Source organism: Streptomyces sp. SLBN-118 (assembly GCF_006715635.1).
GTDB lineage: Bacteria > Actinomycetota > Actinomycetes > Streptomycetales > Streptomycetaceae > Streptomyces.
Map to the genome: position 1 here is coordinate 3,746,322 of NZ_VFNP01000001.1, position 13,285 is coordinate 3,759,606.

Annotated in this window: 11 protein-coding genes and 3 pseudogenes; 8 read left to right on the plus strand and 6 right to left on the minus strand. The window is 71.9% G+C overall.

What is annotated here, in order from left to right:
* Positions 1-215 precede the first annotated feature (215 nt).
* On the plus strand, positions 216-1,124 hold the full coding sequence (locus FBY35_RS17130) for a hypothetical protein (RefSeq protein ID WP_142214632.1): 909 nt from the start codon (positions 216-218) through the stop codon (positions 1,122-1,124).
* 85 nt (positions 1,125-1,209) lie between these two features.
* On the opposite strand, the gene FBY35_RS17135 is transcribed toward FBY35_RS17130, so the two are convergent.
* Positions 1,210-2,019, minus strand: coding sequence for an MBL fold metallo-hydrolase (locus FBY35_RS17135; protein ID WP_142214633.1), 810 nt, complete (start codon positions 2,017-2,019; stop codon positions 1,210-1,212).
* Positions 2,020-2,033: 14 nt separating this feature from the next.
* Positions 2,034-2,261, minus strand: coding sequence for a hypothetical protein (locus tag FBY35_RS17140; RefSeq protein ID WP_142214634.1), 228 nt, complete (start codon positions 2,259-2,261; stop codon positions 2,034-2,036).
* A gap of 129 nt (positions 2,262-2,390) precedes the next feature.
* Between FBY35_RS17140 and FBY35_RS17145 the strand changes: the two genes are divergently transcribed.
* From FBY35_RS17145 to FBY35_RS17160, 4 genes and pseudogenes are all read left to right on the plus strand, one after another.
* Entirely contained in the window at positions 2,391-3,098 is a 708-nt protein-coding gene (locus tag FBY35_RS17145) for a TetR/AcrR family transcriptional regulator C-terminal domain-containing protein (protein WP_260848640.1), read from the plus strand.
* Between the two features lie 26 nt (positions 3,099-3,124).
* A complete protein-coding gene (locus tag FBY35_RS17150; protein WP_142214635.1) occupies positions 3,125-4,141 on the plus strand; it encodes an endonuclease/exonuclease/phosphatase family protein in 1,017 nt (338 codons plus the stop codon).
* A 63-nt stretch (positions 4,142-4,204) separates the two neighbouring features.
* Positions 4,205-4,576: pseudogene (locus FBY35_RS17155) on the plus strand (zinc-binding dehydrogenase); the annotation flags it as partial.
* Positions 4,577-4,609: 33 nt separating this feature from the next.
* Positions 4,610-4,855: a DUF2630 family protein gene (locus FBY35_RS17160; RefSeq protein ID WP_142215118.1), complete on the plus strand. Its 246-nt coding sequence runs from the start codon at positions 4,610-4,612 to the stop codon at positions 4,853-4,855.
* A 57-nt stretch (positions 4,856-4,912) separates the two neighbouring features.
* Here the strand turns inward: FBY35_RS17160 and FBY35_RS17165 are convergent, their stop codons facing one another.
* Positions 4,913-5,311 carry an RNA-binding S4 domain-containing protein gene (locus FBY35_RS17165; RefSeq protein ID WP_142214636.1) on the minus strand — a complete coding sequence of 133 codons (399 nt, stop codon included), beginning with the start codon at positions 5,309-5,311 and terminating at the stop codon, positions 4,913-4,915.
* Positions 5,312-5,493: 182 nt separating this feature from the next.
* Here FBY35_RS17165 and FBY35_RS17170 point away from each other — a divergent pair, with 182 nt between their 5' ends.
* Both FBY35_RS17170 and FBY35_RS17175 read left to right on the plus strand, forming a co-directional pair.
* On the plus strand, positions 5,494-6,969 hold the full coding sequence (locus FBY35_RS17170) for an APC family permease (RefSeq protein WP_142214637.1): 1,476 nt from the start codon (positions 5,494-5,496) through the stop codon (positions 6,967-6,969).
* Between the two features lie 14 nt (positions 6,970-6,983).
* The gene (locus FBY35_RS17175) at positions 6,984-7,955 is read left to right on the plus strand and encodes a hypothetical protein (protein WP_142214638.1); all 972 of its coding nucleotides are present in this window, start codon (positions 6,984-6,986) and stop codon (positions 7,953-7,955) included.
* Positions 7,956-7,961: 6 nt separating this feature from the next.
* Here the strand turns inward: FBY35_RS17175 and FBY35_RS17180 are convergent, their stop codons facing one another.
* Entirely contained in the window at positions 7,962-10,040 is a 2,079-nt protein-coding gene (locus FBY35_RS17180) for a PhoX family phosphatase (protein WP_142214639.1), read from the minus strand.
* Positions 10,041-10,319: 279 nt separating this feature from the next.
* On the opposite strand from FBY35_RS17180, the gene FBY35_RS17185 reads away from it, so the two are divergent.
* Positions 10,320-11,891 (plus strand): VWA domain-containing protein, encoded by a 1,572-nt coding sequence (locus FBY35_RS17185; protein WP_142214640.1) that lies wholly within the window; start codon positions 10,320-10,322, stop codon positions 11,889-11,891.
* Here FBY35_RS17185 and FBY35_RS17190 read toward each other — a convergent pair.
* Both FBY35_RS17190 and FBY35_RS17195 read right to left on the minus strand, forming a co-directional pair.
* Positions 11,860-12,711 (minus strand): annotated as a pseudogene (locus FBY35_RS17190) (ATP-binding protein); the annotation flags it as partial. The gene FBY35_RS17185 and the pseudogene FBY35_RS17190 overlap by 32 nt on opposite strands.
* Positions 12,711-13,237 (minus strand): annotated as a pseudogene (locus tag FBY35_RS17195) (response regulator transcription factor); the annotation flags it as partial. The pseudogenes FBY35_RS17195 and FBY35_RS17190, both read right to left, overlap by 1 nt.
* Positions 13,238-13,285: the final 48 nt, after the last annotated feature.

Here is a 13,285-nt window from a genome sequence, read left to right on the forward strand (position 1 = left end):
CTTTCAGAGCACACCCGCGCCCACCGCCTGGCAAGTCAGGCGACCGACCCGGATGACGGAGCTCGGGCGGCATCGGATGACACCCGTGCACACGAGGAACCCGGATCCGACTGCCCCTGCGGCGGCTGACGCCCAGTCACCCCCCTGCGCCGCGGGCCCGCCCGGTCGGCGGCGCACCGCTCGCGCGCGGCCCGCGGCCCGCGTTCCCTTGAGCTGTGCGGAGCTTTCTCTCGGCGGCGTCGACGGTGCTGCTCGTCCTGGTGGCCCTCCTGACGCCTCTGAGCGTGCTCGCCGTCTGGGCCGACCGGGAGATCGGCGACACCGACAGCTATGTCGCCACGATGGCGCCGCTCGCCTCCGACCCCGCCGTACAGAACGCAGTCGCCGACCGCATCACCGAGGAGGCGATGGCCAAGTTCGACGCGGGTCCCTTCCAGGAAGGTGTGCGGAACCTGCTGCACGAGGCCGTGCTCTCCTTCTCCGGCACCGACGCCTGCAAGGCCGCCTGGAACACGGTCAACCGCGCGGCCCACACCGCCGTCGAACGGGCGCTGACCAGCGACAACGGCAACATCGGCGACACCCGCAACGACGTGAGCATGGACCTGGGGCCCGTCATCGAACAGGTCAGGCAGCAGCTCAGCGACGAAGGAGTGCCGTTCGCGGACCAGATCCCCGTCGGGCGCACCCGGATCACGATCCTGGAGTCCGACAAGCTCGGCGTGGCGCGCGAGATCTTCGACTGGCTGCGGATCGCGGGGGTGTGGCTGCCGGTGGCGACGCTGCTGCTCGCGGTGGCGGCGGTGCTGCTCGCCGTGCGCAGGGTCCGCGCCCTGATCGCCCGCCTCGGTCTCGCCATCGCGGCGGGCGGCGCCCTGCTGCACCTTGCGGTCACGGTCGGCCCCGGCCTCGCCCTGGACGACCTCCCCCCGGACCTGGACCGCCCGGCCGCACGGGCGGTGTACGACGCCCTGACACAGACGCTGCGGACGGCGTCGTGGTGGGTGATGGGGGCGGGCGTGGGGATTGCGGTGGGGGCGTGGGCGGTGGCGCGCCGGCGCCGGGGCGCCCGTCAAGCACGTCCGGCGTTCGAGAACCGAGGTCTGGGGCGGAGCCCCGGTTGAGGGGCGGGGGCACCTCCCACAGCGGGCCGCGAGTGGCAGGCGGGGCGGGGGACCGAGCAGCGGCCCACCCCAACCCGCTCACCCGTCACCTCACGCGGCCGAAACTCTTCGTGCTCAGCGACGCGAACTCCTGCGCGTCGTGCGACGAGAAGATCCGGATCAGCCTCGGGTCAGCCCTGCGCAGGTCCCTCAGTCGTTCCAGCTGCGTAAGACGCTGACCGTGGTTCTCCGCCACCAGCCGCTGGTGCAGCGTCAGCGCGCGTGGGCAGCGCGGCCTGCGCAGGTCCATCTCGCCGTGGAAGAAGTACGCGTCGCCCGCGTGCAGCAGCCAGCGGTCCGGCTGCTGGACCGCCACCGCGCAGTGGCCCCGCGTGTGCCCCGGCAGCGGGACCATCAGGATGTCCGGGAAGCGCAGGACCCGGGAGGCCGCGAAGCCGTGCCAGTTGGAGTCCGCCGTGTCGTGGACGGTCCAGCGCGGACCGTGGATCCACTGCGCGGTGACGTACCTCCCTGCGTCGAGGCGCGTGTCGCGGCGCATCGCCGCGCGGTACTCGTCGGCCATCACATGCACCCGCGCGTCGGGGAAGTCCGCCAGACCGCCCGCATGGTCGAGGTCGAGATGCGTGAGCACGATGTCCTGCACGTCGCGCGGGTCGTATCCGAGCGCTTGTATCTGGTGGTACGCCGTGTGCTGCACAGCCAGTTCGGGCCGCATGGTCAGCCGGAAGAACGTGCCGAGCCGCCGCGGGTCGGCCACGTCCGCGGAGCCCAGGCCCGTGTCGACGAGGACGAGGCCGCTGCCTGTCTCCACCAGCAGGCAGTGGGCGACCAGCGGGGAGCCGCCGACCGGATGCATCGGGGCGCAGTCGAGGTGGTGGACGGTGGGCACCGTCATATGTGCGCCTCCGGCTACGCGGGGAGAGGGAGGGACGGCGCGAGGCCGAGCCGGGCGAGGAGGGCCGTGCGGGCAGCCTCGCGGGAGCCGTCGGCTTCCGCAGGCCCGTCGTCGACGACCCGGCCCGTGCCGACGCTCTCGTGCCGGGGGCGGCCGGAGGTCTTGGGGGTCCCGTCGAACGCAGGCCGGTTCTCGCTCGCCACGTGCGCGAGGACGAGTGTCTCGCGCGCTTCCTTGCTCATCTTCCGGGCCCTCCAGGCCTGTTCCATGTCCGTACTTACGCCGTAAGTCCGCGACTGAGGGAAGCACTTACGCTGTAAGCCGTCAAGGAGTAGGGCAAGAGTCCGCGAAACCCACCCAGGAGCCCCCCGATGCCTGACGGAAGATCCCGTCAACACCCCACGGAACGCGGCACATCCGCCCCCGGCGCCGAGCGGGAACCCCGTGAGCCGCTGTCACGTGAGCGGATCGTCGAGGCCGCGCTGAAGATCATCGACGACGAGGGTGTGGAAGCGCTCTCCATGCGCCGGATCGCCACCACCCTCGGTGTCCAGGCGATGTCGCTCTACAACCATGTCGGCGGCAAGGCGGACGTCCTCGACGGAGTCACCGAGTTCATCACCAGGGACATGCAGCTGTCCCGCAGCGTCGGCGGCGGCTGGGAGGACGGCATCCGTTCGGTCGCGCACGCATTCAGGCGGGCGTCGCTGCGCCACCCGCGCGCCTGCGAGCTCGTCCTCACCCGCCAGCTCTCCTCCCCCGGCGCACTCCCCACCATCAACTGCTCCCTCGCCGTGCTGCTCGACCACGGCTTCGAGGAGGCCGCCGCCGTGCACGCCCTGCGGCTCCTCATCGCCTTCCAGGTCGGCTCCCTGCTGCGGGAGTTCCATTCGCCTTCCGTCAAGGGAGAGGACGAGTCGGCGGTACGTGAGCGCACGGAGCATCTCGTGAATTCGGGCTTCCCGGCGGTGGCGAAACTCGCGCCGAAGCTCGCGGTGATCGATCACGATGCGGAGTTCACGTTCGGGGTGGAGCTGCTGATCGATGCCCTCCGCCCGTATGCTCCCAAACAGGACTGACCATCCCGCGGGCTCGGAGGCCGGTTGTGAACAGCGCCTTCTCGACGGCGGCGCCGGACGCGGCGGACGCTTCCTTGCGCCCCTCGGAAGGACGCCACGCCGCTGCCTGGCTCGCGGGCCTGCTGCTCCTCGCTCCCACCGTGGCCGTCGGCTGCCGCGCCGCGGACACCGACGCGATCACGCCCGTCCCCCAGCTGCTCGCCTTCCTGCCCTGGCTGCTGCTGCCCGCCGGAGCCGGTCTGCTGCTCGCCCTGATCGGGCGGTGGCGCACCGGCATGATCTGGGCCGCTGCCGTACTCGCCGTCACGGGGTGGTTCGTCAGGCCGTACGACACGGGGCTGACCGACGATCCGCCGGGCCGGGTCGTCGCCCGTGTCACCGTGCTCACCTCGAACATCGAGTTCGGGAACGCCACCGATGCTCTGCTCACCGCCATCCGCCATGAACAGCCCGACCTGGTCTTCATCGAGGAATGCGACCGCACCTGCTCGGACGCGCTGGCGGCCAGGGTCTCCCGCTCCGACTACCCGTACCGCAATGTCGTCGCGGGCGACTCGGCTTCCGGCTCGGCGATCCTCAGCAAGCTTCCGCTGCGTGCGGCACCGGGGATCAACAGCGAGCTCGCGATGCCCGGCTCGGTCGCGGACGTCGCCGGCCATCCGGTGAATGTGCAGCTCGCGCACCCCCTGCCACCCAGGCCCGGTGGCATCGGCGACTGGCGCCGTGATCTCGGCCGGGTGCGTGCGTACGCAAGCGGGGTGAAGGACGAGGCGACCCTGGTGGCGGGCGACTTCAACGCCACCCAGGACCACGCCGCCTTCCGCCGTATCCTCGACTCCGGCTCGCTGCGCGACAGCGCCACCCTCGTGGGCGCGGACCGCACCCCGTCCTGGCCGGCCACGGTCCGCCGCCCGCTGGGCGCGCAGATCGACCATGTGCTGGTCAGCGAGGACTTCTCGGTCCGTTCGGCACGCTTCCTGGACCTTGCGGACACCGACCACCGCGCGCTGCTCGTCGGGCTCGAACTGTACGACGTGCGCTGAGTGCCCGCCCGCGCAAGAGTGGGGTCGTGGGACGGGGGGGCCGTCCGTCAGGAGGCGTTCTCGATGCGCGCTGTCGCGGTCAGGGTGTTCAAGGCCGAGCCCGAGCTGATCCAGCCGTCCGCGGTACGGGACGCCTGCCCGGACGGCGTCGACGCACTGGTCGACCTGGTGTCGGCCGACGCGTCCTCATTCACGGCGAAGGCCTCCCTCGTGCACGCCGGCGGGCGTGCCCTCACCACCCGCGGCGTGGCGGGCGAGGCCCGGCTCCCGGCCGGCGTCGAGGGCATCGACGTCCAGCAGCACCCCTCCGCCGCCCTGCTGGACGTCCTGGCCGCGGCCGCGGCGGACGGCTCCGTGACGGTGCCCGTGGACGCCGAACTACCGCTGGACAAGGCGCCGGACGCGCTCGCGCAGTCCCGCGCGGGCGGGGCACGCGGCAGGACGGTTCGTACTCTGAGAGCAGGAGCCATGGACAACGACCAGATACTCGGCAGCATCAGCGATCTCGTCGACGAGGAACGCGCCCTGCGGGCGCGCTCGTCCGACGAGCACGGCCTCGACCCCGACCAGCGGGCGCGGCTGCGCGACCTCGAGGTCCAGCTGGACCAGTGCTGGGACCTGCTGCGCCGGCGACGTGCCAAGGCGGAGTTCGGTGAGGACCCGGACACGGCGAGGGTGCAGCCCGCCGACGAGGTGGAGGGCTACCTGAGCTGACAGGGCGACTGCTTCGCCGGGGGTTCGGGGACCTCAGCGGCCGGGCCGCGGCCCCACTCAGCGGGCCGGGCCGCCGCCCCCATGCAAGCGTTCCATCTCGCGGCGGTCCCTCTTCGTCGGGCGTCCCGCCCCCCGGTCCCGGATCGCCACCGGGGCCACAAACTCCCTCGGCGGGGGCGGCGGGCTGTTGTCCACGTAGCACTGGGCCGCCACCGGTGGGCCCACCCTCTTGCGGACGGTCTTCGAGACGACCACCCGCCGTTCCCGGCCCGCGTGGAAGACCCGCACCTCGTCCCCCGAACGCACCGCATGCGCGGGTTTGACCCGGTCGCCGTTCACCCGGACATGCCCGGCCCGGCAGGCCGAGGCCGCCTGGGAGCGGGTTTTTGTGAGGCGGACCGACCAGATCCAGGTGTCGACCCGTACCGTTCCCTCGTCCGAAACGTCTGCAGCCATGTACCGACTCTACGAGTCCGCCCCTGCCGCCCGCACCGGCAATACCTTCAGCGCCCGCCATCCGGGGACCGGCGTCGCCGTGAGCAGCGGCGGCACCACCCCCTCACCCCAGCGCACACATCCGACTACGATGCGCACGGCCTCCCTTCACCGAGACATCACCAGGGCATTCGGAGAGTCCCATGCGCACCGACTCCGGCAGAGGGCTTCAGCCCAATGTCCTCGGCACTTTCGACACGATCGTGATGGCCGTCGCGGGCAGTGCCCCCGCCTATTCGATCGCGGCCACCACCGCCGTACTCGTCGCCTCCGTCGGTCTCGCGGGACCCGCCGCCCTCCTCTACTGCGCGATACCCATGCTCGGCATCGTCCTGGCCTTCAGCAGACTCGGCAGGATCGATGTCAACGCGGGCGCCAGTTACTCCTGGGTGGGCCGAACTCTCCACCCGTTCCTCGGCTTTCTGTCCGGCTGGGCCCTCGTGATCTCCACGACGATCTTCATGGTGGCCGGATCGCTGCCGGCCGGTGCGATGACCCTCGCGCTCTTCGACCCGGACCTCGCCGAGAACACCGCACTGGCGACGGCCACCGGTGCCGCCTGGTTCGTGGCGATGCTGCTCGTCGTGGTCGGCGGGGCGCGGCTGACCGTGCGCGCCCAGCTGCTGATGTCCGGAGTGGAGCTGGCGGTCCTGCTGTTCTTCGTCGGCGCCGCGCTGCTGCACACCGGCTACGCCGCCGCCTTCGACTGGTCCTGGCTGGGCTTCTCGCACTTCGACGGGCCGGCGGGCTTCGCCTCCGGCGCGCTGGTCGCCGCCTTCTACTACTGGGGCTGGGACGTCACCAGCAATCTCAGCGAGGAGACCCGCGACAGCCGCCGCACGGCGGGACTCGCCTCGCTCGTGGGTGTCGGCGTCGTCTTCCTTCTCTTCGAGGCCTTCACCATCGCCGTGAACATGGTCCTTGACCGCGAGGCCGTCCGGGCGGGCGGCGCCAATGTTCTGGGCGCGCTCGGGGACGCGATCTGGCCGGGCGTCGGCGGGAAACTGCTCGTCGTGGCGGTGCTGCTGTCCACGGTCGCCACCCTGGAGACGACTCTCATCCAGGTGACGCGCTCGCTGTTCGCGATGGGCCGCGACCGTACGATGCCCGCCGCGTTCGGGACCGTGCACCGCCGCTGGAACACCCCCTGGGTGGCGGTCGCCGTCGTCGGCGCGGTGGCGCTGGCGATGTTCGTCGCCTCCACCGCGCTCGGCTCGGTCGGCGACGTGCTCTCCGCCGCGGTGTCCGCGATCGGCCTGCAGATCGCCTTCTACTACGGGCTCGCGGGCATCGCCGCCGTCGTCGCGTACCGCAAGACCCTGCTCACCTCCGTACGGAACTTCGTCCTCGGCGGACTGTGGCCACTGCTCGGGGCGCTGTTCATGCTCTGGATCCTCGTCGAGGCGCTGAGCGAGCTGAGCGCGGCCTCGATCGCGATCGGTATCGGCGGCCTCGGCGCCGGTCTGGTGCCGATGATCCATTACTGGCGGCGGGGGAGCTCGTACTACCGTCCCGCCCGACTGGACGCGACCCGGGCCATCGCCGCCGAGGAGCGGTACGCCAACTCCGCATCGCGGCACACCGACTACGCCGACCGCGCGCTGTCGACGGATTTCTGAGGGATGTGCCGAAGATGGCCGCGCGCCGCCGACGTGGGGGTTTCGTCCCGGACTTCGATCCCGCTTTCGGCGACCGGCCGCTCGCCCACGCCGTGCACGACATCGTGATCGGCCGCTGGCAGGGTGTACGGGACCTGCTGCGTGCCACCGGATCAAACTGGCCGCTGCGCACCCACCGGCTGCGGCTGCTCGCGCACGCGGCCGCCGGCTCATCGGCTGTGGAGGCGTGGCGGGCGGCGGAGCCCGAAAGCCCGGACGCGGAGGTGCTGAGGGCGGCGACCGAGGTCGTACGCGTCTTCAACCAGGCGATCGAGGCGGGCCGCAGGGCGGCACTCGACCAGGCACGGCTCGATGCGACGGTGCTTGTCTGCCTGCGCGCGGCCGACGCCGAGCCGGCCGATCCGATGCCGTGGGTGTCGCTGCTGACGGTGGCCCGGCTGTACCCGACGGGCGTGCCGCGGCGCGAACTGCGCGGCTGGTGGGACGAGTTGCGGCGGCGCGACCCGCACAACATCGAGGGCCATGTGCAGCTGCTGCGCTACCACTCGGCGCGCTGGCACGGCAGCCACGGCCGGATGTACGACTTCGCCCGCGACGCTGCGGGAGCCGCGCCGCCCGGCTCGCCGCTGCCGGTCCTGGTGCAGATCGCCCGGGTGGAGGAGTACCGCCATGTCGCCGAGGGCGCGACGGGCCCGGCACCGGTACGCGACTTCGGCCGGCACTGGCACCACGAGCTGGCGGTCACCGAGGTAAGGCGCACCTGGGACCGCTGGATCGGCGGCCGCGGCGAGGGCCCAGCGGCCCCGGAGGAGACCGGCGAGCTCAACTATCTGACGCACGCGGCCTGTTACGCGGGCCTGGGCGACGAGGCCCGGCGGCTGTTCGGGCTGCTCGGGCGGCATGCGGCACGGGTCCCGTGGTCGTACACGGGACCCTCGGCGGAGGAGTTCACGAGGTGGCGCGCACAGGTGCGCGCCACCTCATGACGGGCGTCAGACGCCGATGTCGCAGCCGTCGTTGCGCCACACGGACACGACCGCCGGGCGGACGATCTTGCCCGGTCCGTCGGGCCAGATGCTCGCGGGCTTCTCGACGGACGCACCGTCGATCTCACCCGGGTGCTGGACCGCGACGAGCACGCGGCGGTCCTGGACCAGCGGGCCACAGGTCTCGGCACCGGCCGGAACCGTCAGGAACTGCTTGAGTTCACCGCGCCGCTCGCCCCTGGTCGCCACGCCGAACAGACCGTCGTGCGAGCCGAGCTGGTTGCCGTCCGTCGAGATCCACAGGTTGCCGTGCGGGTCGAAGGCGACGTTGTCCGGGCAGGAGATGGGGCTGACCTTGTCCTTCGGGAAGCCCGCGAAGTACGTGGACGGGTCGTTCGGGTCGCCCGCGACCAGGAAGAGACGCCAGGCGAAGCCGTCGGACGTCGGGTCGTCCCAGTGCTCGGCGAGCTCCAGGATCTGGCCGTGCTTGTTGAGGTTGCGCGGGTTGGCCTCGTCCGCCCCGGCCTTGCCGGCCTTGCCGCGGTCGGTGTTGTTCGTCAGGACGACGTAGACGCGGCCGGTGCGCGGGCTCGGCTCGATGTCCTCGGGGCGGTCCATCTTGGTGGCGCCCACCTTGTCGCCGGCGAGGCGGGTGAAGACGAACACCTCCTCGGCGCTCATGCCCGCGACGTGCGAGACATTGCCGTCGGGGCCCGCCGTGGCCAGCGGGATCCACTGCCCGGAACCGTCGAACTCGCCGTCGCTCGGCAGCTTGCCGGTGCCGTCGATCTCGGCCGCCGGGGAGTCACCGGTCAGCTTGGCGACGTACAGCGTGCCCTCGTCGAGAAGCGTCAGGTTGTGCTCACGGGCGGCACGCGTGCTGCCCTTCTTCATCCGCTTGCTCGACACGAACTTGTAGAAGTAGTCGAAGCGCTCGTCGTCGCCCATGTAGACCACCGGGCGGCCGTCGGCGGTCAGCCGCGGCTGCGCACCCTCGTGCTTGAAGCGGCCGAGCGCGGTGTGCTTGCGGGGCGTCGAGTCGGGGTTGTAGGGGTCGAGCTCGACGACCCAGCCGAAGCGGTGCGGCTCGTTGGGCTCCTGCGCCACGTCGAAGCGCTTGTCGAAACGCTCCCACTTGCGCTCGGTGGCGGCGGTGCCGATGCCGTAACGCTTGTCGGTGGCGCTGGAACCGTTGGCGAAGTACTGGTTGAAGTTCTCCTCGCCGTGGAGCGTGGTGCCCCACGGGGTGGTGCCGCCCGAGCAGTTGTTGAGCGTGCCGAGCACCTTGGTGCCGGTGGGGTCGGCGGACGTCTTCACCAGAGCGCTGCCCGCGACGGGACCGGTCAGCTTGAACTCGCTCGTCGCCGTCAGACGGCGGTTGAGCTGGTGGCGGGTCACGGCGGTGAGCTTGCCGGTCCGGCGCTCCCCCTGGACCACGACGACGCCGAGGCCGTGCGCGGCCCAGGCGATCTCGACCTGCTCGCGGGTGGGGTTGGCCGGGTCGTAACCCTTGAACATCAGGACTTCGTCCGTGTACTCGTGGTTGGCCACGAGCACCTGGCGGCCGCGCTCACCGGGGAGAGGGAGCAGCGAGAGGAAGTCGTTGTTGTAACCGAACTGGCCGGCCTGGGCGGCGGCGGTCTGCTTGTCGGCGTCGAAGGCGGGCGCACCCCGGAGGATCGGCTCACCCCAGCGGATGACCACGTTCTGGGAGTAGCCGGCGGGAACGGTGACCTTGTCGTCCTTGTTGGGCGCGACGGCGGCGAAGCGGAGTCCGCGGGCGCCGGTCCTGCCCAGCGCGTCACCTTGGCGGTCGGCGGCAGGGAGCTCCGCGGCGGAGGCCTGCTCGCCGCCGGAGCCGACGACGGTCGCGGTGCCGGCGGCAGCGGCGACGGTCACCACGGCGGCGGCGCGCATCATCGAACGCCGCGACAGGGCGTCGGCTATGACATCGCCGACGTACTCGTTGTCACTGGTGTTCGGCACCTCGTGGAAACAGGCGTCCCCACAGCGGAAACGGCAGGTGAGAGCGGAACGTCCGCCCCCGTGGGAATTCGTGTTCAACAGCGGCAGCAGCTTGCGCACTTCGTCCTCCTCCGGCGCACCCGCGCCGACATGGTGTCGGAATATGTTCCGCCGCGACGTTAGGGGTGTACGTGTGCAATGCGGCAGCCGGGAAGTGAACGCCGAATGAACACGCCCCGGACGAGGCGGGGTTGACATGTGCGGCAGCTTGGGGGCCGCCCCTGCCGGAGATCGCCACGGGCGGCGGCTAACCTTACGTGTCCGCCGTGGCCAGGATGCGGAGCGTTCCGGCCACATGCGGACATTCTCCGCACTTAACTCATGCGAAAGGCCTCGCCCATGGGCATTCGGAGCTTGCTGCGCAAGGTGTTCGGACGCGAGCGTTCGGAGCGAGACGAGTCGACGGCAGCCTCCGTCCCGCCCCAGACCGAGCGCACGGAACCGTCGACCGCGACGGTCCCGTCGCAGTCCCCGGCGGAACGGGCGGCGGCGGACCTGGTCTCGGCCGCGTTCGACAACCCGAACCCGAAGGTCCCGGCCCAGGCATCCCCGGACCCGGTCACGCCCCGGCCCGTGCCCGCGGCGCGGGTTGAGGAACCGGTGACCACGGACGCGGAGGCGGTGCCCGCGGAGCCCGAGGCCGCTCCGGCGGAGCCGGTCGCCGAGGCTCAGGACGCTCCGGCCGAAGCTGAGCCGGTCGCCGAGCCGGAGGCCGCTCCGGCGGAGCCGGTTGCGGCGACCGGGCAGCAGGCCGACGCCGAAGACGTCACCCCTGCCGAGGAGGAAGAGTCCGTCCCCGCCCCTGCGGCCGAGACCGCTCCGGCGGAGCCCGAGGTCGAAGCCGCTCCGGCGGAGCCGGTTGCGATCAGCGAGCCGGTCGATGCGGCCGATGGGGCCACCGAGCCCGAGGCGGACGCCGAGCCCGAGGCGGACGCCGAGCCCGAGCCGGTCGCCGAGCCCGAGCCGGTCGCTGCGACGGCTGTGGCCGACGCCGAGGTCGCTCCTGCCGAGCCGGTTGCGGATACCCAGCCTCAGGCCGACGCCGAGGTCGCGGCCTCGGCCTCGGGCGAGAGCGACGAGCCCGTCGCCGTCGACGCGACCGAGTTCGCCCCGGCGGAGCAGGACGTTGAAGCCGCCCCGGCGGAGCCGGTTGCCCTCACGGAGCCCGTCGCCGCGACCGAAAAGGCCACCGAGCCCGAGCCGGTCGCCGCGACCGAACCAGCGGCCGAGCCCGCCACCCCGTCGGCCGCCAAGGCCTCCGCGCACACCCTCGCCCAGGTCAGGGCCCGTGCACCTCATCTCGTCGACCACTACAAGGCCGCCGGCGCCGCCCTCAAGAAGCAGCAGCTCACCGGGGTTCGCGCACGGGTGTACCTCGTGCTCGACCGGTCGGGGTCCATGCGGCCGTTCTACAAGGACGGTTCCGCCCAGCACCTCGGCGAGCAGGCCCTCGCCCTCGCCGCGCATCTCGACGAGAGCGCGTCCGTCAACGTCGTCTTCTTCTCCACCGAGATCGACGGCACCGGCGAGCTGACCCTCGCCGAGCACCAGGGCCGCGTGGACGAGCTCCACAACTCCCTCGGCCGGATGGGTCGTACGAACTACCACCTTGCCGTCGAGGAGGTCCTCGCCCTGCACGCCAAGTCGGGCTCGGCACTGCCCGCGCTGGTGATCTTCCAGACCGACGGCGCGCCGGAGTCGAAGACCGCGGCCACGGCCGCGCTGTCGGAGGCTGCCGACAAGCCCGTCTTCTGGCAGTTCGTCGCGTTCGGCGAGCACGACGCGAAGGCCTTCGACTACCTCCGCAAGCTGACGGCCGACAACGCCGGGTTCTTCCACGCAGGGCCGGCGCCCCGCGAACTCGCGGATGCGGACCTGTTCAGCGGCGTTCTGGAGGCCTGGCGCCCCTAGCGGACGCCACCGGCAGAGCCACGGTGACGGCGAGCCCGCCGGCAGGGCCGGGTTCCGCCGTCACCGCGCCGCCGTGGGCCTCGGCGATCGAGCGGACGATCGACAGGCCGACCCCCGCCCCCTGCCCCATCCGGTCCCGCCCCTTGCCCCGCCTGAAGGGCTCGAACAACGCCGGGATGTCCGCCGCCTCCACCACCGGCCCCGTGTTCGTCACCGTCAGCAGCCCCGACTCGACTCCGATGTCGACCGTCCCGTCCGGCACGTTGTACGCCACCGCGTTGGCCACCAGGTTCCCGACCAGCTGAGCCAGCAGCAGCCGGTTTCCGCGCACCATGCCGCCGGACCCGGTCACCGCCGCCTTCACCTCGTGGCGCGCCGCCTCCTCCGCCACGACCTCTCCCAGGTCGACGTCCTCCCGCTCGGCCAGCCCCCGCTCGCTCCGGGCGAGGACGAGCAGACCCTGGATGAGCCGCTCGCTGCGCCGGTTGGTGTCGAGCAACACCCGCTTCACAGCGGCCAGTTCGTCCGGCGAACAGTCCGCGTCCAGCCCCACCTGGATCGCCGTACGCTGCGTCGCCAGCGGCGTACGCAACTCGTGCGAGGCGTTCGCTATGAACCGCCGCTGGCTGTCGAAGGCCTTCTCAAGCCGCGCCAGCAGCGCGTCCAGCGTGTCGCCGAGCTCCTTCAGCTCGTCGTCGGGACCGCTCGCCGCGATCCTCTCGTGCAGCGTCCGCTCCGACAGCCGTCGTGCCTTCGCCGTCATGGCGTGTACGGGTCGCAGCACCCGCCCCGCCGTCCACCAGCCCACCGCGACCGCGCATCCGTGTGCGCGTCCCAGGCCCGCTCCAGCAGCTCCTCGGCCGAGACCGTCGCCCCGTCCGCCTCCAGCAGCAGTTGCAGGACGGATTGCGCCCGTCCCGCTCGGCCGTCCGCCGCACCGTGTCGACCCGCACCCCGTGCCGCTCCAGCAGCGGCGGCACCGGCCTGGCGCTGCGCCGCCGCAGCGCCCGTACCCGGGAGACCAGCTCGGGGAACTCGAAGGGCTTGCCCAGATAGTCGTCCGCGCCCAGATCGAGGCCCTCGACCCGGTCCTGAATGGACGAGGAGGCGGTCAGCATCAGGATCCGGGTGCGGGACGCGGAGGCGACCAGCCGGCGCGCCACCTCGTCGCCGTGGACGCGCGGCAGATCGCGGTCGAGGACGACGACGTCGTAGTCGTGCAGCCCGAGGCAATCGAGCGCCGCGTTCCCGCTGTGGACGGTGTCGACGGCGAATCCGGCCCGCCGCAGCCCGGTGGCCACCAGCCCGGCCAGGACTTCCTCGTCCTCGGCGACCAGTACCCGCATCGTGTCGTCCCCCAGCTCCCCCGGATCCTCTGGCTCCCCCGGCTCCCC